Raw genomic sequence first — 22522 nt, forward strand, 5'->3', positions numbered from 1 at the left:
TGCCGATTTCGGCACGGTACGGCGCCCATGCTATAGTCGGTGCCCCCATATCGACCCTGCGGAATTCCCGAAGTGATCGCTTACGATGTATTGATCCTGGGCAGTGGTCTTGCAGGCCAATCGCTCGCCCTGCGCCTTGCCGACAAGCTCAAAGTCGCCCTCGTCACCAAGCGCAGCCTTGAAGACAGCGCCAGCGCCTGGGCCCAGGGCGGCATCGCCTCCGTGCTCGACCCGAGCGACAGCGCCGAGGCCCACATAGCAGACACCCACACGGCCGGTGCCGGCCTGTGCTCCGACAAGACCACCCGTTTTGTCGTCGAGAACGGCCCCCGGGCCATCCGCTGGCTCATCGACCACGGCGTCCCCTTCACGCCCGACGCGTCGTCCCCCGTCGGCTACCACCTCACCCGCGAGGGCGGGCACAGCGCCCGGCGCATCATCCACGCCGCCGACGCAACCGGTGCCGCCGTCCAGGCAACGCTCACCGAACAGGTCAGAGCCCATCCAAACATCGCGGTCTACGAGCAGCACATCGCCGTGGACCTCATCATCGGGCGAAAGATCGGCCACGCTGACGAAGGCTGCCTGGGCGCCTACATCCTCGATATCGCCAGCGACGAAGTGCGCACTTTCTCCGCTCGCCACACGGTGCTGGCCACCGGTGGCGCCGGCAAGGTCTATCTGTACACCACCAATCCCGACACCGCCACCGGCGACGGTGTCGCGATGGCCTGGCGGGCGGGCTGCCGGGTGGCGAACATGGAGTTCATCCAGTTCCACCCCACCTGCCTGTACCATCCCCAGGCCAAGTCCTTCCTGATCTCTGAAGCCGTCCGCGGCGAAGGCGGCCTGCTGCGACGCCCCGACGGCAGCCGCTTCATGCCCGAGCATGACGCCCGTGAGGAACTCGCTCCCCGCGACATCGTGGCCCGCGCCATCGACTTCGAGATGAAGAAGCACGGCCTCGACTGTGTCTTTCTCGACATCAGCCACAAACCGGCCGAGCTGCTGGAGTCGCACTTTCCAAACATCCTGGCCCGCTGCCTCGAGCTCGGCATCGACATCACGCAGCAGCCGATTCCGGTTGTTCCGGCGGTGCATTTTTCCTGCGGCGGGATCGTCACCGACCTGAGAGCGCGGACAGACGTCGCCGGCCTCCATGCAATCGGCGAGACCGCCTGCACGGGCCTCCATGGCGCCAACCGTCTGGCCAGCAATTCGCTCCTCGAATGCCTGGTGTTCGGCGAGGCCGCCGCGGCCGACATCCTCGCCAACCCGCGGGAACTGGCGGCATCTCTGCCCCAATGGGACGAAAGCCGCGTGACCGACGCCGACGAATCGATTGTGATCTCCCACAACTGGGAAGAGCTGCGCCGCTTCATGTGGGATTACGTGGGCATCGTCCGCACCAACAAACGCCTGCAGCGGGCGCAGCACCGGATCCGCCTGCTGGCTCGTGAAATCAACGAGTTCTACAGCAATTTCCGTGTCAGCAACGACCTGATCGAGCTGCGCAACCTCGTCGTGACAGCCGACCTGATAGTCCGCAGCGCCCTTCAGCGCAAGGAAAGCCGCGGCCTCCACTTCAGCCGGGACTACCCCCAGACCCTGCCCAAGGCCCGCGACACCGTCCTGCGCCCACGCCGCTGAGCTGACAGCCGCTCAGCGGTCGACACCCCCTCCACCCGCCTCCACCGGAGCGGGCCGGAAACGCAGACGCGCCCAGACCTGCAGGCGCCGCCAATCCGGTGGCGCAAGCTGGTCGCTCACGACGAGCAGCACGCCCCTGCGTGGGCCTTGATGCTCGCGCCAAACCAGCCACAACACCCGTCCCAGCACCACCGACGCCGCGTCTGGCACGGCATCGACCTCAACGTCGCCGTCAGGCTGGAGCAGCATTCCGCCGTCGTCCTTCAAGCACAGCGCCATCGGCAAGCCACCACGGCCCGTGACGATGCTGCGAACCAGCGACCACGCCAGCACCGCAAGGACGACAGACCCCGCCAGGCCGAGCTCCAGGCCGAATACAAACGAAGAAGCCGCCGCAAGATGCAAGGCCATCAGAACAATGACCCGCAGCCGCGACGGCTTTATTTCAACAACGATCATTGCACGGGCTCCCGTGCCCCGAACGCGTCAGAACTTCTTGAACACCAGCGTGCCGTTGGTACCGCCAAACCCGAAGTTGTTCTTCATGGCAAAGTCGATCTTCATCGGACGAGCGACGTTGGCGCAGTAATCCAGATCACACTCGGGATCCTGCTCGAAAATGTTGATGGTCGGCGGCGACACCTGATGATGGACTGCCAGCACCGTAAACACCGACTCCAAACCGCCAGCACCACCGAGCAGATGACCGGTCATCGACTTGGTGGAGTTCACCACCAGCGACTTCGCGACATCGACGCCGAATGCAAGCTTGATCGCCTCGGTCTCGTTCTTGTCCCCTAGCGGGGTCGAGGTGCCGTGGGCATTGAGGTAATGCACCTGGTCCGGATTGATGCCGGCGCTCTGCATGGCCGCAACCATGCTGCGACGCGGCCCGTCGGTGTCCGGGGCGGTCATGTGGTACGCGTCACCACTCATGCCAAAACCGGAAAGCTCGGCGTATATCCGGGCCCCCCGCTTGACCGCGTGTTCGTACTCTTCGAGGACCAGCACGCCAGCCCCCTCACCGAGGACGAAACCGTCACGCCCCTTGTCCCACGGCCGGCTGGCCGTTGCCGGGTCGTCGTTGCGGGTGGACAGGGCCTTGGCCGAAGCAAAGCCGCCCACCGCCAACGGCGTAACCGAAGATTCACTCCCACCGCAAACCATAACGTCCGCATCGCCGTATTCGATCATGCGGGCGCTCATGCCGATCGCGTGAAGACCCGTGGTACAGGCCGTCACCACCGCGATGTTCGGCCCCTTGAGGCCGAGCATGATCGACAGGTTTCCGGAGATCATGTTGATGATCGTGCCGGGAATGAAGAACGGGGAAATCTTGCGGGCACCACCGGCGAGGAAATCGTCGTGGGTGTCCTCGATCATCGGCAGGCCGCCGATGCCCGAACCGATATTGACACCGATCCGGTGGGCATTGGCCTCATTGACTTCGAGGCCGGAATCACGGAACGCCTGAACACCCGCAGCAAGGCCGTAATGGATGAACTTATCCATACGACGCGCCTCTTTCGGGGAAAGATAGGCCCCGACATCGAAATTCCTCACTTCGCCGGCGATCTTCACCGGAAAGGACGACGTATCGAAGCGGGTTATCTCGCCGATCCCGGAACGGCCATTGGTAATGGCATCCCAGGCTTCGGCCACGGTATTGCCGACCGGCGAAATAGCGCCAAGGCCGGTTACGACGACTCTGCGACGGGTCAAGGCAGGGCTCCGGGAGTCTTACTTCTTGAGGTGAGCGGTGACGTAGTCGATCGCTTGCTGAACGCTGGTGATCTTCTCGGCCTCTTCATCGGGGATTTCGCACTCGAACTCTTCTTCGAGGGCCATCACCAGTTCGACGGTGTCGAGGGAGTCGGCGCCCAGGTCATCCACGAAGGACGACTCGTTCTTGATTTCGGCTTCGTTGACACCGAGTTGTTCGGCAACGATTTTCTTGACGCGCTGTTCGATATTTTCCATGTAGCAACTCCTTCGCTGATTGAGCGGGGTGAATTCAAAACCCCCGCATTCTACCAAAAACGCGCACCCTCGCCAGTAGGACGAGATTTACGCCATGTACATGCCGCCATTGACATGCAGGGTCGCACCTGTCACGTAGGCGGCCGCGGGGGTGGCGAGGAAGCCCACTACCGCTGCGATCTCTTCCGGCTTGCCGAGACGGCCGAGCGCGATCTTGCCCTGCAGCGCCTCACGCTGCGCATCAGGCAGTTCCTTGGTCATGTCCGTGTCGATGAAACCCGGCGCAACGCAATTGACCGTGATGTTACGGCTGCCGAGCTCCTGGGCCAGCGCCCGGCTCATGCCGGCCACACCGGCCTTGGCCGCCGCATAGTTGGCCTGCCCGGGGTTGCCGGAGCTCCCCACCACGGAGGTGATGTTGATGATGCGACCGGTACGCGCCTTCATCATGCCGCGCATCACCAGCTTCGACATGCGGAACACTGACTTGAGGTTGGTATCCAGGACGGCATCCCACTCGGCGTCCTTCATCCGCATCGCGAGATTATCGCGGGTGATGCCTGCATTATTGACGAGGATCGTTACAACACCGAGACTTTTCTCGATATCGCAGAGAGCCGCCTCGCAGGCCACCGCATTGGTGACGTCGAGAGCCAGACCCCGCCCCGCAATGCCCGCCGCCTCGAGGCCGGCCTGGATGTCGGCAGCACCGCCCTCAGATGTTGCGGTACCCACCACGGTGGCACCGAGGCGCCCCAACTCGAGGGCGATGGCCCGCCCGATACCCCGGGACGCACCGGTGACCAGCGCCACTTGCCCCTGCAGAACCTGGCTCATGCCGCCCCCGTCGTCTTCAGAACTTCATCGAGGCTCGCCGCGTCGGCGATCGCCGCCCCCTGCAGGCTGCCTTCGATACGCTTGGTCATGCCAGCCAGCACCTTGCCCGGGCCACACTCGAACACGTGAGTCGCACCACCGCGGGCGATTTCCTGCACCGTCTCGATCCAGCGGACCGGCGAATAAGCCTGGCGCACGAGGGCATCCTTGATGCGCACCGGGTCGGTCTCGACCGCCACGTCCACATTGTTGAGCACCGGTATCGCCGGCACACGCACTTCGATGTCGGCCAGACGCTGCTGCAGACGCTCGGCAGCCGGCTTCATCAGCGCGCAATGGAAGGGAGCGCTCACTGGCAGCAGCACCGCACGCTTTGCGCCACGCGCCTTGGCCGCAGCCATCGCGCGCTCGACCGCAGCGCGGGCACCGGCGATGACGATCTGGCCGGGAGAGTTCAGGTTGGCCGCCGAGACGACCTCGCCCTGGGCGGCTTCGGCGCAGGCGTCGACGGCAGCCGCCTCGTCGAGGCCGAGCAGCGCCGCCATCGCCCCTTCACCCTGGGGCACGGCCTCCTGCATGGCCTGGGCGCGCAGGCGAACCAGCTTGACGGCCTCCTGAAAGTCCAGCGCACCGGCAACCACCAGCGCCGAATACTCGCCGAGGCTGTGGCCTGCGACGAGGGACGGCAGCGCACCACCGCGGGCGATCCACTCGCGATAGATGGCAACCCCGGCGGTCAGCATCAGCGGCTGGGTATTCACCGTCTGGGCCAGCACTTCGGCAGGGCCGTCGGCAACCATCTGCCAGAGATCCTCACCGAGGGCCTCGGAGGCCTCGGCAAAGGCCTGGCGGATCACCATCGACTCACCATAAGCAGCCATCATGCCGACGGACTGGGAGCCCTGCCCCGGAAACACAAAAGCGAAATTCATCGTCACCTACCCTTAAATGGCCATGACTGGATTGATCAGAACTCGAGCAGCGCTGCGCCCCAGGTGAAGCCGCCGCCGACACCTTCGAGGAGAATCCTGTGCCCCCGCTGAATCCGTCCGTCGCGGACGGCCAGATCGAGAGCCAGCGGAATCGAGGCCGCCGAAGTGTTGCCATGCTGTCCCACCGTGGCGATCACCTTCTCGACCGGCACGCCGAGGCGTTTGCCGGTGGCCTGGATGATGCGGATGTTGGCCTGATGGGGAATCAACCAGTCAACATCGCCGATGCCGACACCGGCCTCAGCCATCACCTCGCGGGCCACGTCGACGAGCACCTTGACCGCAAACTTGAAGACCGCCTGGCCGTCCATTCGCAAGAAGGGGTCACCGACCACCTCGCCACGATTGATCTGGCCCGGCACCGACAAAATGGGGTTGTGACTGCCATCCGCATGCAGCGCCGTGGCGAGGATGCCCGGCTTGTCACTGGCCTCGAGCACCACCGCGCCAGCACCATCGCCGAAGAGCACGCAGGTGCCACGATCGTTCCAGTCGAGGATGCGCGAGAAGACCTCGGCCCCGACCACCAGCGCACGCTTGTGACTGCCGGAGCGGATGAACTTTTCGGCCGTGGCCAGCGCATAGGCGAAGCCCGTGCACACGGCCTGCAGGTCGAAGGCGGCGCCACCGTTGGTGATGCCCAGGCGCGCCTGGAGCAGCGCCGCGGTGCTCGGAAAGATGTAGTCGGGGGTCGACGTGGCGACGATGATCAGGTCGATGTCGGAGGGCTCGATGCCCGCCGCAGCGATGGCCCGCAGGCTCGCCTCATAGGCCAGCTCACTGGAGGTGACCTCCGGCGCCGCCAGGTGGCGCTGGTGGATGCCGGTACGCTCGACGACCCATTCGTCCGAGGTGTCGATGCCCCGCGCCACCAGATCATTGTTGGTCACCGGATTGCCGGGCAGAAAGCTCCCCGTCCCGGCCACACGAGCGTGAATCATGCCTCGGACCTCTCACGTTCCATCATGCGTTCGCTGATACGATCGATCAGGCGGTTGCGTGCCGCTTCGGCCGCACGCCAGATCGCCTGTTCAAATGCAAAGACATCTGCCGAGCCGTGGCTCTTGACGACGACTCCGCGCAACCCCAGCAGGGCCGCGCCATTGTAGCGCCGGGAATCCACGCGCCGCTTGAAGCCCTTGAGGGCCGACATCGCGAAGAGCGCCGCAAGTTTGGTGAACAGGTTGCGCGAAAACTGCTCGCGCAGGAAGGTCGCCACCATCTGGGCCAGGCCTTCGGAGGTCTTCAGCGCCACGTTGCCGACGAAGCCGTCGCAGACGACCACATCCACCGTACCCTTGTAGATGTCATCACCCTCGACGTTGCCGTAGAAATTGAGGCCGCTTTTGCGGAGCAGTTCGCCGGCCTGCTTGACGATCTCATTGCCCTTGATGTCCTCTTCGCCGATATTGAGCAGGCCGACACTGGGCCGCTCGTTGTGCTCGACCGCCGCCACCAGCATCGCGCCCATGATGCCGAACTGCAGCAGATGCTCGGGAGAGCAATCCACGTTGGCACCGAGATCGAGCATGTGGGTCTGGCCGCGCATCGACGGCAGGGTGCTGCAGATGGCCGGGCGGTCGATGCCGGGGAGAGTCTTCAGGACGAAGCGGGAGATCGCCATCAATGCGCCGGTGTTGCCGGCGGACACGGCGGCCTGGGCCTCCCCCTCCTTGACGAGGTTGACCGCCACGCGCATCGACGAGTCCTTCTTGTTACGCATGGCGAGCGCAGGCGGCTCGTCCATCGCAACGACTTCGGAGGCTCGCTGGATGCGCAGACGCTCGCCGAATGTGGCGAGCGCAGTCCCCAGGTGCGGTTCGATGGCTTCCGGGCGACCGACCAGCACGATGCGGGCATCGCGATCGGCGCGCAGAAAATCGAGGGCGGCCGGAACGGTCACCGAAGGGCCGTGATCGCCCCCCATGCAATCAATGGCGAGCGTGACAGTCATTCGGCGAGAACATAGGAGATATTAGTAAAAACGGCGCGATCACCCCGGGGGTGTCGCGCCGCTTCCCGGCCGGGAGGATTACTCGCCCTTGGCCTTGGCAACCTTCTTGCCACGGTAGACGCCGGAGGGCGACACGTGGTGACGCAGGTGCACTTCGCCGGTGGTCGGCTCGACGGCCAGCGGGGGGGCAACCAGGAAATCGTGCGAACGGTGCATACCGCGCTTGGAGGGGGACTTCTTGTTCTGTTGGACAGCCATGAAAAACTCCTTGAGGAATACTTAAACCTTGCCGCGCAACTGGCGCAGTACGGCGAAGGGCGATGTCTCTTCATCTACGCCGGTCTTGACCGGCGGCTCGCAATCATCGTGACGCGGCACCAGCGGCAAGGCAAGCAGCACCTCATCTTCCACCAGCGCGAGCAGATCGGTCAGCGGCTCCACCTCGAGGGCATCGACCGCATCGTTCTCCAGTTCATCCTCCGGCAACGGGTCGCCGGAACGAAGAAGCAGCAGACGATTCTGCACATCGCAAGGCCACTCCAGGGCCCCGAGACAGCGCTGACATTCCAGCGCCAGACCCACCTGGATGTGCACATCGACGTAGAGCTTGCCCTCGTCGTCACGCTCACCCTGAAACGAAAACACCACCGTTCCGGACGGTTCCAGCACCGACCCGGCCAGACGGCCGAGCCTTGTCACCGGCACTTCGCCTTGTACGAGACGTCCGTCTCTGGCCAGCGCCCGCAGGTCGATCACGAAGCTTTCTTGCGACATAAGCGCGGCATGATATTATTTTCGGCTCCCCCTGTCAAAACCCTTCGACGCTACTTTTGCTGCTTTTCGGCAGGCTGCGTCCGCTCCCGATGAAACTCGTCCTCGCCTCCACCTCGGCCTACCGCCGTGAGCTCCTGCAGCGCTTTGGCCTGCCCTTCGAAGTCGCCCGCCCGGACATCGACGAATCCCCGCTGCCCGGCGAGACGCCCCAGGCCACCGCCGAGCGCCTGGCCGTCGAAAAGGCCCGCGCCGTGGCGGGGCAGTTCGAGGACGCACTGATCATCGGCAGCGACCAGGTGGCCCACATGGGCGACACCCGCTTCGGCAAGCCCGGCACCGTCGAGCGCGCCGTCGCGCAGCTCCAGTCGATGAGCGGCCGCACGGTGGTCTTCCACACGGCGCTGGCCGTGCTCAGCACCCGCAGCGGCCGAGTGCAGCTCGACGCGGTGCCCACCGAGGTGCGCTTTCGCAGCCTCACCGACGACGAGATCGTGCGCTATGTAAACAGGGAGCTTCCCCTCGACTGCGCCGGCAGCGCCAAATCCGAAGGGCTCGGAATCACCCTGCTCGACGCCCTTGCCGGTGACGACCCCAACGCCCTGGTCGGCCTCCCGTTGATCGCGCTGGCCCGCATGCTGCGCAACGAAGGCATCGCGCTGCCCTGATGAGCACCGGCAGCCTCTACCTCATCCCCGTCAGCCTGGGCCCCGCCAGCACCGGCCTGACAACCCCCGCCGACGTCGCCGCGCGGGCGTGCGGCCTTACTTATTTTGTCGTCGAGAACGCAAAAACCGCCCGAGCCGAGCTGAAGCGCCTCGAACACCCGGCGCAGCTGCGCGACCTGGACATCCGCGAACTCCCCGAAAAGCCTGGCAGCGCCGACCTCGACGCCCTGCTCGCGCCGCTCCTCGCCGGCCAGGATGCCGGGCTGATGTCCGAGGCTGGCTGCCCGGCGGTGGCCGATCCGGGCGCCCTGCTCGTCCGCCACGCCCACGAAAAGGGCGTGAAGGTGGTTCCGCTGGTCGGCCCGTCGTCCCTGCTGCTGGGCCTGATGGCCTCCGGGCTCAACGGCCAGAGCTTCGCCTTCCACGGCTACCTGCCGGTCGACGAAGAAGCCCGCAAGCGCCGCATCCGCGAACTCGAAGCCGAATCGGCCCGCCATTCTCGGACCCAGCTGTTCATCGAGACGCCCTACCGCAACGACCGCATGTTCGATGCCCTCAAGAGCACCTGCGGCCCCGAGACCCGGCTGTGCGTGGCCCGCGACCTGACCACAGCGGACGAATGGATCGCCACCCGGCGGATCGCCGACTGGAAGAAAACCGCCGCCCCCGAGCTGTCGAAACGGCCAACGGTGTTCCTGCTGCTGGCGGGCTGACGACCCGCCCGGCGAACCGGCTCAGCGCAGCGTGCTGCGCGTGAGCGCACTCACCGCGCGCTCCGCCATGTCGGCCCCAAAACGCTGGGCGAAACGCTCAGCCAGGTTCCGCTTCTGGGTGTAATCGCGGATGTTCTCGGCCTTGATCACGTCCCGGGCCACCGAGTCCACCGTCCCGAAACCATCGGCCAGGCCCATCTCGACGCTCTTCGCGCCCGACCACATCAGCCCCGAGAACATCTCCGGCGTCTCCTTCAGCCGCTCGCCGCGCCCCTTACGTACGGTGTCGACGAACTGGGTGTGGATCTCCTGGAGCATCAGCTTCGCGTGCGCCAGCTGCTTGGGCTGCTGGGGCGAGAATGGGTCGAGGAAGCCCTTGTTGTCGCCGGCGGTAAGAAGACGGCGCTCGATGCCCAGCCGCTCCATCAGCCCGGCAAAGCCGAAGCCGTCCATCAGCACCCCGATGGAGCCCACGATGCTGGCCTTGTCCACGAAAATGCGGTCGGCCACCGCCGCCACGTAATACCCGCCCGATGCGCAGATATCCTCCACCACCGCGAACACCGGCACGTCGGGGTGCAGCGCCCGGAGGCGCAGGATCTCGTCGCTGATGATGCCCGCCTGCACCGGGCTGCCACCCGGGCTGTTGATGCGCAGCACCACGCCCTGGGTGCCCGAATCGGCAAAAGCCGCCTGCAAGGACGCCACCACGTGATCGGCGCTGACCTCGCCCTTCGCGGCGATCTCGCCCTCCAGGCTCACCAGCGCCGTATGCCGCGCGCCGTCAAGCGGCTCGACCTCGCCGAAGCCACCCAAGACCCACAGCGCCGCCGCTACAAAGGCCAGCGTCACCAACCTGAAGAACACGCTCCAGCGGCGGCGGCGCCGCTGCTCGGCGAGCATTTCCAGCGCCAGCCTCTCGAGCACCCGACGCTCCCAGCCCTCTTCCCTGCCGTCAGTCATTGTCGTCCTTCAAGAAAACGCCGCCATCCCGTTCGATGACCGCTACCGGCTCCAGCCGGGCGCCCCGGCACGGCCCCTGCACACAATAGCCGCTATCTGGCGCATACATCGCGCCATGGGTGGCGCAGATCAAAAAATGGCGGGAAGAGTCGAAAAATCGCCCGGGCAGCCAGTCCAGCTCGATGGGAACATGGGCGCAGCGGTTGATGTATGCGTGCACCGCGCCCCCGTGGCGCACCACAAAGGCCGGGAGATCGACCTCCCCACGGCGCACGGTGAAGCGCACTCCGTCGCCGCCGTCCTGCAAAGCGCCGGAAGCGCAGATCATGCGTTGGCCTCAAGCCAGCCCCGCAGCTCGGCCGGCGTATGCACACAGGCCAGCGGCGCCTCGGCCAGCAACTGCTCGACCGGATGGGCACCAAAGCTCACCGCGAGCCCCGCCACGCCGGCGTTGCGGGCCATCAGGAGGTCGTGGGTGGTGTCGCCGATCATCAGGCAATCATCGGCCGCCACGCCCAACTCGTCCATCAGCTCGTGGAGCATCGCCGGATGAGGCTTCGAGAAGCACTCGTCGGCGCAGCGGGTGGCATGAAAATACGGCCCCAACCCGGAGAATCCCAGCGCCCGATCCAGACCCTGGCGGCTCTTGCCCGTCGCCACCGCCAGCAGGTGGCCGGCGGCGTGGAGCGAGGCGATCAGGTCGACTGTGCCCTCAAAAAGCGTCAGCTCATGGTCGGTGGCCAGGAAGTGGTGACGATAGCGCTCGACCATCTTCGGATAATCCACCGCCGCGAGTTCGGGCACGGCGTGGCTCAGTGCATCGTGAAGCCCCAGGCCAATCACGTGCCGGGCCCGCGCATCCGGCGGCACCGGCAAGCCCAGGTCGGCGCTCGCAGCCTGGATCGCCCGCACGATAGCCGCGGCGGAATCCAGCAGGGTGCCGTCCCAATCGAAAACGATCAGCTCGAAACGCTTAGCCATATTCCCTCTCCTCGTTCTGTTCGACGCTCACCACAAAAGCCTCCAGCTCCGCCGGCAGCGGCGAGGCGAGCTCGATCTCCTGGTCGGTCAGCGGATGCCGGAAGCCGAGCTTCGCCGCGTGCAGGAACATGCGCTTCAGCCCGGCCTTTTCGAGCTGCTTGTTGAGGGCGAAGTCGCCGTATTTGTCGTCGCCGAAAAGCGGGAAACCCGAGTGGCTGAGGTGCACGCGAATCTGATGGGTGCGCCCGGTCTTGAGTTCCACCTCGACCAGGCTGCAGCTCTGCCAGCGCTTCACCAGCCGCACGATGCTGTGGGCCGGCTTGCCTTCCGGGCTCACACTCACGCGGCGCTCGCCGCCTTCGGTGAGATATTTGTGCAGGGCCAGCTTGATGTGCTGCTGCAGGTTGAGCCAGCGCCCCGCCACCAGGGTCAGGTAGCGCTTGTGTACCCGGCCTTCGCGCATCATGTCGTGGAGCACCGTGAGCGCGCTGCGCTTCTTGGCCACGATGAGCAGGCCCGACGTCTCCCGGTCGAGGCGATGGACCAGCTCGAGAAACTTGGCCTCCGGGCGCTGCCGGCGCAACTGCTCGATCACCCCGAAGCTCACCCCGCTGCCGCCATGCACGGCCAGCCCGGCCGGCTTGTCGAGCACCAGCAGCGCGTCGTCCTCGAAGACGATGTCGAAGGGCTTGCCCACCGGCACCGGCGGCACGTCGGCCTTCTCGGCCAGGCGGATCGGCGGAATGCGCAGCTCGTCGCCCTCCTGGAGGCGGTAGGTCTGGGCCACGCGCTTGCTGTTCACGCGCACCTCGCCGCTACGCAGGATGCGGTAGATGTGGCTCTTCGGCACGCCCTTGCAGACGCGCACCAGGAAATTGTCGATCCGCTGACCGGCACTTCCTTCATCCACGCGAACATGGGCAACGGAGGGAGCTTTACTCAAGGCCATCTTTTTGAAATATACTGTTTAGCGGTTTTTCGGTTTTGCTGCGTCGCGCACGCCTCATCCGGTGTTGTTCTGAGATTCAACACCCGGCAGCGCCGCGCCAGAGCGACTCAACGCTGAGGCCCCAAAGTCTGGGCCGCACCCGGCGCCACATCCAGCCCATCCAGCGTGTAACCCGCTCCCGAAGAACCACAGGAAGGTCCGTCGCCAGACAAAAAGAGGGCGATGGTACTGTATTCGACACTAAACTTGTACCAATTGCGCACTAGCGCACACGCAGATTGACGGCCCTGAAACCGGGGGCCGCGAAGACTCCAGGCAAGCAGGCCCGAGGTCGCGAGGGGATCGTTCCGTACCAGATGTGCGGCCATCCCTGCCCCGCGAGACCAGGCGACGCAGCCAGCCCTTCGCAGCCCCTCAGCGACCATCGCGGTTCAGGGTGCCATAGACGAAACCCGCCACCCGTTTTAGTTTGATTCCCCCGATGAAGGACAGTCGCGACAACGCCAAACTAAGTCACCGCAGTTAAGCGGGTGGCGCGCTTCGTCCTGCCCGTGTGCCGCGCGGGAGAAAAAGACGAATGAAGCGCATGCTCTTCAATGCGACGCAGGCCGAGGAACTCCGCGTTGCCATTGTCGACGGTCAGAAACTGATCGATCTCGACATTGAGTCGGCCGCCAAGGAACAACGTAAGAGCAACATCTACAAAGCCGTCATCACGCGCATCGAGCCCAGCCTCGAGGCTGCGTTCGTTGACTACGGCGCCGAGCGCCACGGCTTCCTGCCCTTCAAGGAAATCTCCCGCGCGTACTTCCAGCCCGGTGTCGAGGCCAGCCGCGCCACCATCAAGGAAGCCCTGCGCGAAGGCCAGGAGCTGATCGTCCAGGTCGAGAAGGACGAGCGCGGCAACAAGGGCGCCGCCCTCACCACCTTCGTCTCCCTGGCCGGCCGCTATCTGGTGCTGATGCCCAACAACCCCCGTGGCGGCGGTGTGTCCCGCCGTGTCGAGGGCGACGAGCGCGCCGAACTCCGCGACGTCATGGACCAGCTCGAAGTGCCGGGCGGCATGAGCCTGATCGCCCGCACCGCCGCCATCGGCCGCAACGCCGAAGAGCTGCAATGGGACCTCAACTACCTCCTGCAACTGTGGCGCGCGATCGACGGTGCCGCCCAGTCCCAGGAAGGCGCCTTCCTGATCTATCAAGAGGGCAGCCTGGTCATCCGCGCCATCCGCGACTACTTCCAGCCCGACATCGGCGAGATCCTCATCGACACCGACGACGTCTATGAGCAGGCGCGCCAGTTCATGGCCCACGTGATGCCGCAGAACGTGAACCGCGTTAAGCGCTACCACGACGACGTGCCGCTGTTCTCCCGCTTCCAGATCGAGCACCAGATCGAATCGGCCTACTCGCGCCAGGTCAACCTGCCTTCCGGCGGCGCCATCGTGATCGACCACACCGAGGCCCTCGTCTCCGTCGACGTCAACTCCGGCCGCGCCACCCGCGGTGCCGACATCGAGGAAACCGCCTTCAAGACCAACTGCGAAGCCGCCGACGAAGTGGCCCGCCAGCTGCGCCTGCGCGACCTCGGTGGCCTCATCGTCATCGACTTCATCGACATGGAGTCGCAGAAGAACCAGCGCGAAGTCGAGAACCGCCTGCGCGACGCCCTGCGCTACGACCGCGCCCGCGTGCAAACCGGCAAGATCAGCCGCTTCGGCCTGCTCGAACTCTCCCGCCAGCGCCTGCGCCCGGCCCTCGCCGAGACCAGCTACATCCCCTGCCCGCGCTGCAACGGCACCGGCCACATCCGCAGCACCGAGTCGTCCGCGCTGCACATCCTGCGCATCCTCGAAGAAGAGGCCATGAAGGACAACACCGGCGCCCTGCACTGCCAGGTCCCGGTGGATGTCGCCACCTTCCTCCTCAACGAGAAGCGCGACGACATCGCCAAGATCGAACAGCGCCACAAGGTCGGCCTGGTGCTGATCCCCAACCGGCACCTCGAGACGCCCCAGCACGAGATCATCCGTCTGCGTCACGACCAGCTCAACCTGGACGAGAGCAACATCCCGAGCTACCGGATGGCCATCAAGCCCGCCACCGAAGACTACACCCCGCCGTCGGCCAACACCGACCGCCCGGCCCGCCAGGAAGCCGCCGTCAAGGGCATCACCCCCGACCAGCCGGCCCCGATCGTCGAGCCCAAGGCCACCCCGGCGCCGGCGCCCGTGCCCGAGAGCCAGCCTGGCCTGCTGGCCCGCATCTTCGCCTTCTTCCGTGGCGAGAAGCAGCCCGAGCCGGCACCGGTCGTCGCCCAGCCCGAGGCGCCGCGCCGCGAGTCCCGTCCGCGCAGCGACCGCAGCAACAACCGCCGTGACGGTGGCCGCGGCCGCCGCGACGGCCAGCGTGAAGAACGTGGCGAGCGCACCGAACGCGCCGATCGTCCGGAGCGCAGCGAGGGCCGTGACAACCGCGAACCTCGTGAGCCCCGCGAACCCCGCAACACCGAAGCCACCGGCGAGCAGCGCGAAAAGCGCCAGCGCGGCGAGCGCCAGGAACGCGGTGAGCGCCAGGAGCGTGGCGAGCGCGAAGGCCGCAGCGGCGAACAGCGCGGTCGTAACCGCAACAACGCCGCCAAGCCCGCCGACGCAGAAGGCGTTGCCACCAGCGCCGAACAGCTGACGGCGATCGCCGCCACCACGGCCGTCGTCACCGCCGTGGCTGCCGATGAAGCCCCGGCAGGCCCGGCCGCCGAAGGCGAAGCCGGCGAGCGCAGCCGCCGCAGCCGCCGCGGCCGTCGCGGTGGTCGCCGCAACGAGGAAGGCAACACCGGCGAAACCGGCGCTCAGGCTGAACTCGAGATGGGCGAACAGGCCAGCCAGGCCGCCGAAGTCGCTCCGGCTGAAGCACCCGCACCGGTCGAAGCCGCCCCGGCTGCCGAAGTTGTGGCAGCGAGCCCGGCCCCCGAAGCCCCGGCCGTCGAGCAAGTCGCCGCCGCCGAGCCCCTCGCGACCGAGCCTGAAGCCGCAGCTCCCGCTGCAGCGCCGATCGCCGAAGCCGTCGAAACGGCGGTCAAGCCCGACCTCATCGAGCAGGCCGTGGAAGCCGCCCGTAACAGCGCCGTCGAAACCAGCGCCGCCCCGGCGGAACAGGTCGTGGCAGACGAGGCACCCGCTCAGGCTGAGCCCGTGGCTGTCGAAACGGCCCCGCTGCTGCTTGCTGCCGAAGCAGTCGAGACGGTCGCCGCCGAACCCGCCCCGGTGGTGGTCGAAGCCGCCCCGGCTGCAGCCGAAGCCCCGACCCCCGTGGCGGAAGCCGCTCCGGTCGACCTGTCGGCTACCCTGGGTGAAAGCGGCCTCGTGCTGATCGAGACCCGCCCCGGCGCGATCCAGGCTGTCCAGCCCGCCGCACCGGCCGAGCCCGTCCAGCCCCGCCGCCGCCGTGCCGCGGTAACGGTCGTGGATGAGCCGCTGGTCCAGGTGGAAACCGGCCAGAAGTAAACCTGCTACCCAGCAGCAAAAAGGCCAGCCCGTGAGGGCTGGCCTTTTTTTGATTCTGTCACCGCCATGTGCTGGATCGTCGCAAGCGGCTCGTTACGACTCGAGACACCTCCAGCGCACACATGCGGCGTCCGCCGCCGGCCAAGCCCGGAGTACGAAGATATCGACCGGCGGCGCATACAGCGCCAAGGCAGACAGGCGTCTACGCCACGAGGGCCGAGATCCCCGCGCGGTGACGCCAGCGCGGGTCAGACCGCCGATCTTTTGCGCCGCTCGACCTCCGGCCGGATCTCCTCGATCATGCCCTGCACCGCGTCCTCGCACAAATCGAGCACCACGTCGAAACCCTTGCCCCCGCCGTAGTAGGGGTCGGGCACGTCGTCACGGGTCGCCCGGGCGGCAAAGCTCAGGAACATGCGTACCTTGTGCCGGCAGCCCTCCGGCGCCCTGTCGCGCAGGTAGTGGAAATGATCCCGGTCCATCGCCAGCAGCAGGTCGAAGTCGGCAAAATCCTTCGGCTGCACCTTGCGCGCCCGAAGCCTTGAAATGTCGTAGCCGCGCCGCAACGCCGCCGTCTGGCTGCGCGGGTCGGGCGCTTCGCCCACGTGATGGCCTTGAATACCCGCCGAATCGACGGCAACCTGCCCATCCAGGCCCTCCATGGCGAGCCAGCGGCGCGCCACGCCCTCTGCGGTCGGCGACCGGCAGATGTTACCGGTGCACACAAACAGTATTTTCATTATCGGTGTCCCTCCTGCCTTCAATTTAAGCAGGCGACGGGCCGAACGTACAAGGGTTAGCACCAATTTGGACAGCTTTCTTCAATCTCGTGCATCGGGTTGGGTGGGCACGTCGTGGGCGTCGGCTCCGAAGGCCTGCTGGCGCAGGCGGAACAGCTTGTCCCGCGCGGCGGCGGCTTTCTCGAACTCCAGATTGCGGGCGTGCTCCTGCATTTCCTTTTCGAGCTGGCGGATGGTCTTCGCCAGGGCCTTCTCGTCGAGCGAGGCATAATTGGCGCCGGGCTCGGCGGCCGCCCCTTCGGCATTCTCCACCGAAGCATCATAGACACCGTCGATGATGTCCTTGATGCGTTTTGTCACGGACTTCGGCGTAATGCCGTTGGCCGCATTGAAGGCCAGCTGCCGGGCTCGGCGCCTCTCGGTTTCGCCGATGGCGGCCTTCATCGAATCAGTGATCCGGTCGGCGTACAGGATGGCGGTGCCGTGGAGGTGGCGGGCCGCCCGGCCGATGGTCTGGATCAGCGAGCGCTCGGAGCGCAGGAAGCCCTCCTTGTCCGCATCGAGGATCGCCACCAGCGACACCTCGGGGATGTCGAGGCCCTCCCGCAGCAGGTTGATGCCCACCAGCACGTCGAACTCGCCGAGGCGCAGGTCGCGGATGATCTCGACCCGCTCCACGGTGTCGATGTCGGAGTGCAGGTAGCGCACCCGGATGCCGTTCTCGGCCAGGTACTCGGTGAGATCCTCGGCCATCCGCTTGGTGAGCACCGTGACGAGGATGCGCTCGTGGGCGTCGAGGCGCTGCTTGATCTCGCCCAGCAGGTCGTCCACCTGGGTGGACGCGGGCTTGACCACGATGATCGGGTCGACCAGCCCGGTGGGCCGCACCACCTGCTCCACCACCTGGCCCTGGTGCTCCTTCTCGTAGGCCGCCGGCGTGGCCGACACGAACACCGTCTGGGGCAGCAGGCGCTCGAACTCCTCGAACTTGAGCGGCCGGTTATCCATCGCCGAGGGCAGGCGGAAGCCGTACTCGACCAGGTTCTCCTTGCGCGCCCGGTCGCCCTTGTACATCGCCCCCACCTGGCCGATCGACACGTGGGACTCGTCGATGAACATCAGGCCGTCCTTGGGGAGGTAATCGATCAGGGTCGGCGGCGCATCGCCCGGGTTGCGCCCCGACATGTGGCGCGAGTAGTTCTCGATGCCCTTGCAGAAGCCCAGCTCGCCCAGCATCTCGAGGTCGAAGCGGGTGCGCTGCTCGATGCGCTGGGCCTCGACGAGCTTGCCGGCCTTCTGGAAGACCTCGATGCGATCCCGGAGCTCTTCCTTGATCCCCTCGATCGCCTTCAGCACCGTCGCCCGCGGCGTCACGTAATGGCTCGACGGGAACACCGTGAAGCGCACAATCTTCTGCTTGAGGTGGCCGGTGAGCGGGTCGAACAGCGTGAGGTGCTCGATCTCGTCGTCGAACATCTCGATGCGCAGCGCGTGCTCGGCGCTCTCGGCCGGGAAGACGTCGATCACGTCACCCCGCACCCGGAAGGTGCCGCGCCGGAAGTCGATGTCGGCCCGGTCGTACTGCATCGCCACCAGGCGCTGCACCAGGTCGCGGTGGGCGACACGCTCGCCCTCGCGCAGATGCAGCACCATCGCGTGGTAATCGGCCGGATCACCGATACCGTAGATGCACGACACCGAGGCCACGATCACCACATCGCGCCGCTCCATCAGGCTTTTGGTGGCCGACAGGCGCATCTGCTCGATGTGCTCGTTGATCGCCGAATCCTTCTCGATGAAGAGATCGCGCGACGGCACGTAGGCCTCGGGCTGGTAGTAGTCGTAGTAACTCACGAAATACTCCACCGCGTTCTCGGGGAAGAACTCGCGGAACTCGGAATACAGCTGGGCCGCCAGCGTCTTGTTGTGGGCCAGCACCAGGGCCGGACGGCCGCAGCGGGCGATGACATTGGCCATCGTGTAGGTCTTGCCCGAGCCGGTGACGCCCAGCAGGGTCTGGAACATCAAGCCGTCGTCGATGCCCTCGACGAGCTGGCGGATCGCCTCCGGCTGGTCGCCGCCGGGCGGAAAAGGCTGATGGAGCCGGAACGGGCTCCCCTCGAAAACCGCCACGCGCCCGCTACCTGATTGATCGGCCATGATAATATTTTCGTCTTGAGTCAATCGGCGCTGCCCGCCTCGGTTCCCGGGGCAGGCAACTCCGCATTATCACCCAGCGGCCGCACTCCTGCGCACCGCACCCTTCGCCCCCTATGGAGAATCCATGAGCTCTTCGATCTTTGCTGCGGTGGAAATGGCCCCCCGCGATCCGATTCTTGGCCTGAATGAAGCCTTCAACGCGGATAGCCGCAGCACCAAGGTCAACCTCGGCGTTGGCGTGTACTTCGACGACAACGGCAAGATCCCCCTTCTCGGCGCTGTCCGCAGCGCCGAAAAAACCCGCCTCGAAGCCGCCCCGCCGCGTGGCTACCAACCCATCGAAGGCCCGGTCGCCTACAACAGCGCCGTGCAGAACCTGCTTTTCGGCGCCGACAGCGCCATCATCCGTGACGGCCGCGTCGTCACCGCCCAGGCCCTCGGCGGCACCGGCGCCCTCCGCATCGGCGGCGACCTGATCAAGCGCATCGTCCCGGGCGCCACCGTTTACATCTCCGACCCGAGCTGGGAGAACCACCGCGCCCTGTTCGAAGCCGCCGGCTTCCCGGTCGACACCTACCCCTACTACGACCCGGCCACCCGCGGCGCCAACGCCGAGGCCATGATCGCCAAGCTCAACACTCTGCCGGCCGGCTCGGTGATCGTGCTGCACGCCTGCTGCCACAACCCCACCGGTGCCGACCTCACCGAAGCCCAGTGGGCCGAAGTGGTCAAGGCCTGCGCCAGCCGCGGCCTGATCCCCTTCCTCGACATGGCCTACCAGGGCTTCGCCGACGGCATCGAGCCCGACGCCGTGGCGGTCAACCTGTTCGCCGCCTCCGGCCTGTCGTTCTTCGTGTCGAGCTCCTTCTCCAAGAGCTTCTCGCTGTACGGCGAGCGCGTCGGCGCGCTGTCCATCGTCACCCAGACCAAGGACGAATCCGCCCGCGTGCTGTCGCAACTGAAGCGCGTGATCCGCACCAACTACTCCAACCCGCCGATCCACGGCGGCGCCATCGTGTCGGCGGTGCTGTCCACCCCGACCCTGCGCGCCGAATGGGAAGCCGAACTCGCCGGCATGCGTGACCGCATCCGCGCCATGCGCACCGGCCTCGTCGACAAGCTGGCCTCGCGCAACATCGACCAGGACTTCTCCTTCGTCATCAAGCAGCGCGGCATGTTCTCGTACACCGGCCTCACCGCCGCCCAGGTCGAGCGCATGAAAGACGAGTTCGGCATCTACGCCGTCGGCACCGGCCGCATCTGCCTGGCCGCGCTGAACACCAAGAACCTCGACTACGTCGCCGACGCCATCGCTGCCGTCGTCAAGGGCTAAGCCGCTTCACCCACCCCCGGTAATTCGGGGGCAAACGCGCGCAGATAGCAAAAAGGGGTTGACGCCCTCAATCTCACTAACTATACTGCGCGCCTCTGTTCCTCGATAGCTCAGTCGGTAGAGCGCCGGACTGTTAATCCGTAGGTCCCTGGTTCGAGCCCAGGCCGAGGAGCCAGAACAATTTGCGGTGATGTGTTTTCAAACGACAACACATGACCAACCCGTCAGATCCTCGATAGCTCAGTCGGTAGAGCGCCGGACTGTTAATCCGTAGGTCCCTGGTTCGAGCCCAGGTCGAGGAGCCAAGACAAGCAAGCAAAAAAGCCAATCCGAGAGGGTTGGCTTTTTTGTTGTCTGGTCGATCTCTGGTCCGTGCCCAACGATGCAGGGGGCGGGATCGCCCATCAAGGCGCGGTGGCTCGGCCGTCCCTGTCCGATGCGTCGAGAGGACGCCACCCGCCGCCCGTCACGCCACCCGCCTGGCTCCGCAGCCCTTGCTGCACAACTGTCATACGTCCGGCCACATGCCCCCGCCCACTGCCACGGTCTCGCCGTCACACGGCACCGGGAAACACAGCCTCTTCAACGCAGTCCCCACCTCGAGACCGGCAAGGACCGGCCCTCCGGTGGATTCCTAGCGGCGGATCGCCCTTGGTGTCAATTTCGACAAGGGGGTCTATGTAGTACGTCAATTGACACCACCCTCCGCTCAACACTCGACATCCAAATCACCTTGGCAGACCCAAGCCCTCGTGAGCCCGGAGCTGGATCAAGGCCCCAGCTCCGGGCGGACTGTTCTCAAGCCGCGGCAAGCGCGGCTTGCCGGAGCGAACGTCCACGTTCCAACAGGGTGGCCGAAGGGCGTGGGCTCAATACTCCCAGGCCTCGTACCGCACAGGCAGGCTGTTGAGCTGTTTCCGCAAGTGCTGCCAATGCGGTGGGTACAAGTCCATCAGTGCTGCAAACCGCTCGTTGTGGGTTGGCTCGATCAGGTGCACCCGCTCATGCACCAGGATGTACTCGAGGCACTCGGGCGGCTTCTTGGCCAAGTCGGTGTTGAGTCGGATGTAGCCAGACCCAGGCGTACTTCGGCAAGCGGGCGAGCCAACGCAGTGAGGTCGTAACGCCACTGCGGCCAATCATCGGCCTGCCGCATACAAAGACAATCACCGTAATTCATGCGGTGATCATGATCTGCTTTCACCGCACCGCCAAGCCAATCGCCGTACAAAACGCGGTGATTGATATCCTCCGCGTCGCCATGTTCTGCCTTTCACTCCCGACGCCGCTGCGTAACTTTGGTGATGCCAAACCGAAGTTCTCGACGATCCTGAAACTCATCCAGGCGCTGAAGATCGAGCTCCACGCATTGGCCGACGGAAAGCCACGAGCGGCTGAAGTGTGAGCACCACAAGATCCGATGCAACTATCGCGACCTGCCGAGGACAAAGTACAATGTAGCAACATACCTACACGGAGGAGATGAGCGTGCCGAACACAATCCTTTCGAGCCGGGAGTTCAACCACGATGTCGGGCGCGCCAAAAGGGCAGCGCTCGAAGGCGCCGTCTTCATCACCGATCGCGGGCGCCCCTCCCACGTACTGCTATCCGTCGAGGCCTACCGCAAGCTGCTGGCCAAGGAACCCAGCATTGTCGATCTGCTGGCTCAGCCCGACGCGGGGGATATCGACTTTGAGCCGGCACGTGTCGGCGCTTCCATCTTCCGTCCGGCAGATCTCGCCTGATGTATCTGCTCGATACAAACGTCGTCTCCGAGCTTCGGAAGGCGAAGTCGGGCAAAGCAGATGCAAGGGTTACTGCCTGGGCGGCAGGATTACCGGCCTCTGAACTCTTTCTCTCCGCCATCTCCGTGCTGGAGCTTGAGATGGGAGTCCTGCTCGTCGAACGCCGCGATGCCGCCCAAGGCGTCGTTCTCCGTAGTTGGCTCGACAAGCACGTCCTTCCCGCCTTCGCGGATCGCATCCTGCCGGTGGATGCTGCCGTGGCCCGACGCTGTGCCCGGCTGCACGTACCTGATCCGCGGGCGGAGCGGGATGCGCTCATCGCGGCGACCGCTTTGGTGCGTGATCTGACTGTGGTCACGCGAAACGTCGGTGATTTCGAAGCAACGGGCGTCAGATTGCTGAACCCGTGGGGGTGATACCAGCCCCGGATCAATGAGCTCCCCGGCGGGCCATGCAGGAGGAGGTTAAACGCTGGCGCATCCCCATCCGCATGCAGGATCAGGAGCGGCCGTTTCCGGTCCCCTTTCACTGATCGGCACCGCATCTGGTTCATCTCTGGTTGCCAACGGTGTCACAAGGTCGT

General features: G+C 65.5%; 24 protein-coding genes and 2 tRNA genes. 10 read left to right on the forward strand and 16 right to left on the reverse strand.

Annotated features, from left to right (window positions below; all coding sequences use genetic code 11):
• Positions 1-72 precede the first annotated feature (72 nt).
• A complete protein-coding gene (nadB, locus tag ZRA01_RS06015) occupies positions 73-1650 on the forward strand; it encodes an L-aspartate oxidase (protein ID WP_141350261.1) in 1578 nt (525 codons plus the stop codon).
• A gap of 12 nt (positions 1651-1662) precedes the next feature.
• Here the strand turns inward: nadB and ZRA01_RS06020 are convergent, their stop codons facing one another.
• The 9 genes from ZRA01_RS06020 to ZRA01_RS06060 all read right to left on the reverse strand — a co-directional run bounded on the left by ZRA01_RS06020 (position 1663) and on the right by ZRA01_RS06060 (position 8169).
• Positions 1663-2109: a protein YgfX gene (locus ZRA01_RS06020; protein ID WP_141350263.1), complete on the reverse strand. Its 447-nt coding sequence runs from the start codon at positions 2107-2109 to the stop codon at positions 1663-1665.
• Positions 2110-2136: 27 nt separating this feature from the next.
• Positions 2137-3372 carry a beta-ketoacyl-ACP synthase II gene (gene fabF, locus ZRA01_RS06025; RefSeq protein WP_141350265.1) on the reverse strand — a complete coding sequence of 412 codons (1236 nt, stop codon included), beginning with the start codon at positions 3370-3372 and terminating at the stop codon, positions 2137-2139.
• Positions 3373-3390: 18 nt separating this feature from the next.
• The gene (acpP, locus tag ZRA01_RS06030; RefSeq protein WP_141350267.1) at positions 3391-3630 is read right to left on the reverse strand and encodes an acyl carrier protein; all 240 of its coding nucleotides are present in this window, start codon (positions 3628-3630) and stop codon (positions 3391-3393) included.
• A gap of 87 nt (positions 3631-3717) precedes the next feature.
• The gene (fabG, locus tag ZRA01_RS06035) at positions 3718-4467 is read right to left on the reverse strand and encodes a 3-oxoacyl-ACP reductase FabG (RefSeq protein WP_141350269.1); all 750 of its coding nucleotides are present in this window, start codon (positions 4465-4467) and stop codon (positions 3718-3720) included.
• Complete coding sequence (gene fabD, locus ZRA01_RS06040; RefSeq protein WP_141350270.1) at positions 4464-5399, reverse strand: ACP S-malonyltransferase; 936 nt, start codon at positions 5397-5399, stop codon at positions 4464-4466. Before fabD ends, fabG begins: the two co-directional genes overlap by 4 nt.
• 35 nt (positions 5400-5434) lie before the next feature.
• Complete coding sequence (locus tag ZRA01_RS06045; protein WP_141350272.1) at positions 5435-6400, reverse strand: beta-ketoacyl-ACP synthase III; 966 nt, start codon at positions 6398-6400, stop codon at positions 5435-5437.
• Positions 6397-7413, reverse strand: coding sequence for a phosphate acyltransferase PlsX (plsX, locus tag ZRA01_RS06050; protein WP_141350274.1), 1017 nt, complete (start codon positions 7411-7413; stop codon positions 6397-6399). Before plsX ends, ZRA01_RS06045 begins: the two co-directional genes overlap by 4 nt.
• Before the next feature lie 78 nt (positions 7414-7491).
• Positions 7492-7671, reverse strand: a complete 180-nt coding sequence (rpmF, locus tag ZRA01_RS06055) for a 50S ribosomal protein L32 (protein ID WP_079435603.1) — start codon at positions 7669-7671, stop codon at positions 7492-7494.
• Between the two features lie 21 nt (positions 7672-7692).
• The gene (locus ZRA01_RS06060; RefSeq protein WP_170182911.1) at positions 7693-8169 is read right to left on the reverse strand and encodes a YceD family protein; all 477 of its coding nucleotides are present in this window, start codon (positions 8167-8169) and stop codon (positions 7693-7695) included.
• A 107-nt stretch (positions 8170-8276) separates the two neighbouring features.
• Here ZRA01_RS06060 and ZRA01_RS06065 point away from each other — a divergent pair, with 107 nt between their 5' ends.
• Both ZRA01_RS06065 and ZRA01_RS06070 read left to right on the forward strand, forming a co-directional pair.
• Positions 8277-8852: a Maf family protein gene (locus ZRA01_RS06065; RefSeq protein WP_141350278.1), complete on the forward strand. Its 576-nt coding sequence runs from the start codon at positions 8277-8279 to the stop codon at positions 8850-8852.
• Entirely contained in the window at positions 8852-9565 is a 714-nt protein-coding gene (locus ZRA01_RS06070; RefSeq protein WP_141350279.1) for an SAM-dependent methyltransferase, read from the forward strand. The genes ZRA01_RS06065 and ZRA01_RS06070 overlap by 1 nt, the downstream gene beginning before the upstream one ends.
• A gap of 21 nt (positions 9566-9586) precedes the next feature.
• Here ZRA01_RS06070 and ZRA01_RS06075 read toward each other — a convergent pair whose 3' ends face one another.
• The 4 genes from ZRA01_RS06075 to ZRA01_RS06090 are packed head-to-tail and all read right to left on the reverse strand — an operon-like array spanning position 9587 to position 12458.
• Complete coding sequence (locus ZRA01_RS06075; RefSeq protein ID WP_141350281.1) at positions 9587-10528, reverse strand: S49 family peptidase; 942 nt, start codon at positions 10526-10528, stop codon at positions 9587-9589.
• Positions 10521-10856, reverse strand: coding sequence for a Rieske (2Fe-2S) protein (locus ZRA01_RS06080; protein WP_141350283.1), 336 nt, complete (start codon positions 10854-10856; stop codon positions 10521-10523). Before ZRA01_RS06080 ends, ZRA01_RS06075 begins: the two co-directional genes overlap by 8 nt.
• Entirely contained in the window at positions 10853-11509 is a 657-nt protein-coding gene (locus ZRA01_RS06085) for an HAD-IA family hydrolase (protein WP_141350285.1), read from the reverse strand. Before ZRA01_RS06085 ends, ZRA01_RS06080 begins: the two co-directional genes overlap by 4 nt.
• Positions 11502-12458 carry an RluA family pseudouridine synthase gene (locus ZRA01_RS06090; protein WP_141350287.1) on the reverse strand — a complete coding sequence of 319 codons (957 nt, stop codon included), beginning with the start codon at positions 12456-12458 and terminating at the stop codon, positions 11502-11504. The genes ZRA01_RS06085 and ZRA01_RS06090 overlap by 8 nt, the downstream gene beginning before the upstream one ends.
• Before the next feature lie 577 nt (positions 12459-13035).
• Between ZRA01_RS06090 and ZRA01_RS06095 the strand changes: the two genes are divergently transcribed.
• Positions 13036-15960, forward strand: coding sequence for an Rne/Rng family ribonuclease (locus ZRA01_RS06095; RefSeq protein ID WP_141350289.1), 2925 nt, complete (start codon positions 13036-13038; stop codon positions 15958-15960).
• 248 nt (positions 15961-16208) lie between these two features.
• Here the strand turns inward: ZRA01_RS06095 and ZRA01_RS06100 are convergent, their stop codons facing one another.
• Together ZRA01_RS06100 and uvrB are read right to left on the reverse strand one after the other, a co-directional pair.
• A complete protein-coding gene (locus ZRA01_RS06100; RefSeq protein WP_141350320.1) occupies positions 16209-16703 on the reverse strand; it encodes a low molecular weight protein-tyrosine-phosphatase in 495 nt (164 codons plus the stop codon).
• Between the two features lie 78 nt (positions 16704-16781).
• On the reverse strand, positions 16782-18860 hold the full coding sequence (gene uvrB, locus ZRA01_RS06105; RefSeq protein ID WP_141350291.1) for an excinuclease ABC subunit UvrB: 2079 nt from the start codon (positions 18858-18860) through the stop codon (positions 16782-16784).
• Positions 18861-18984: 124 nt separating this feature from the next.
• Here uvrB and ZRA01_RS06110 point away from each other — a divergent pair, with 124 nt between their 5' ends.
• The 3 genes from ZRA01_RS06110 to ZRA01_RS06120 all read left to right on the forward strand — a co-directional run bounded on the left by ZRA01_RS06110 (position 18985) and on the right by ZRA01_RS06120 (position 20498).
• Entirely contained in the window at positions 18985-20193 is a 1209-nt protein-coding gene (locus tag ZRA01_RS06110; RefSeq protein ID WP_141350292.1) for an amino acid aminotransferase, read from the forward strand.
• Positions 20194-20292: 99 nt separating this feature from the next.
• Positions 20293-20368 (forward strand) — tRNA-Asn (locus ZRA01_RS06115).
• Positions 20369-20422: 54 nt separating this feature from the next.
• Positions 20423-20498 (forward strand) — tRNA-Asn (locus tag ZRA01_RS06120).
• A gap of 564 nt (positions 20499-21062) precedes the next feature.
• Here ZRA01_RS06120 and ZRA01_RS06125 read toward each other — a convergent pair.
• A complete protein-coding gene (locus tag ZRA01_RS06125) occupies positions 21063-21323 on the reverse strand; it encodes a M48 metallopeptidase family protein (protein ID WP_246093294.1) in 261 nt (86 codons plus the stop codon).
• Between the two features lie 59 nt (positions 21324-21382).
• On the opposite strand from ZRA01_RS06125, the gene ZRA01_RS06130 reads away from it, so the two are divergent.
• The 3 genes from ZRA01_RS06130 to ZRA01_RS06140 all read left to right on the forward strand — a co-directional run bounded on the left by ZRA01_RS06130 (position 21383) and on the right by ZRA01_RS06140 (position 22355).
• The gene (locus ZRA01_RS06130; RefSeq protein ID WP_141350294.1) at positions 21383-21598 is read left to right on the forward strand and encodes a helix-turn-helix domain-containing protein; all 216 of its coding nucleotides are present in this window, start codon (positions 21383-21385) and stop codon (positions 21596-21598) included.
• 83 nt (positions 21599-21681) lie between these two features.
• Positions 21682-21939, forward strand: a complete 258-nt coding sequence (locus tag ZRA01_RS06135) for a type II toxin-antitoxin system Phd/YefM family antitoxin (RefSeq protein ID WP_141350296.1) — start codon at positions 21682-21684, stop codon at positions 21937-21939.
• Positions 21939-22355, forward strand: a complete 417-nt coding sequence (locus ZRA01_RS06140) for a type II toxin-antitoxin system VapC family toxin (RefSeq protein ID WP_141350298.1) — start codon at positions 21939-21941, stop codon at positions 22353-22355. Before ZRA01_RS06135 ends, ZRA01_RS06140 begins: the two co-directional genes overlap by 1 nt.
• The last annotated feature ends 167 nt before the right edge of the window (positions 22356-22522 follow it).

Origin of the sequence: Zoogloea ramigera, from assembly GCF_006539865.1 — a bacterium.
Lineage (GTDB): Bacteria > Pseudomonadota > Gammaproteobacteria > Burkholderiales > Rhodocyclaceae > Zoogloea > Zoogloea ramigera.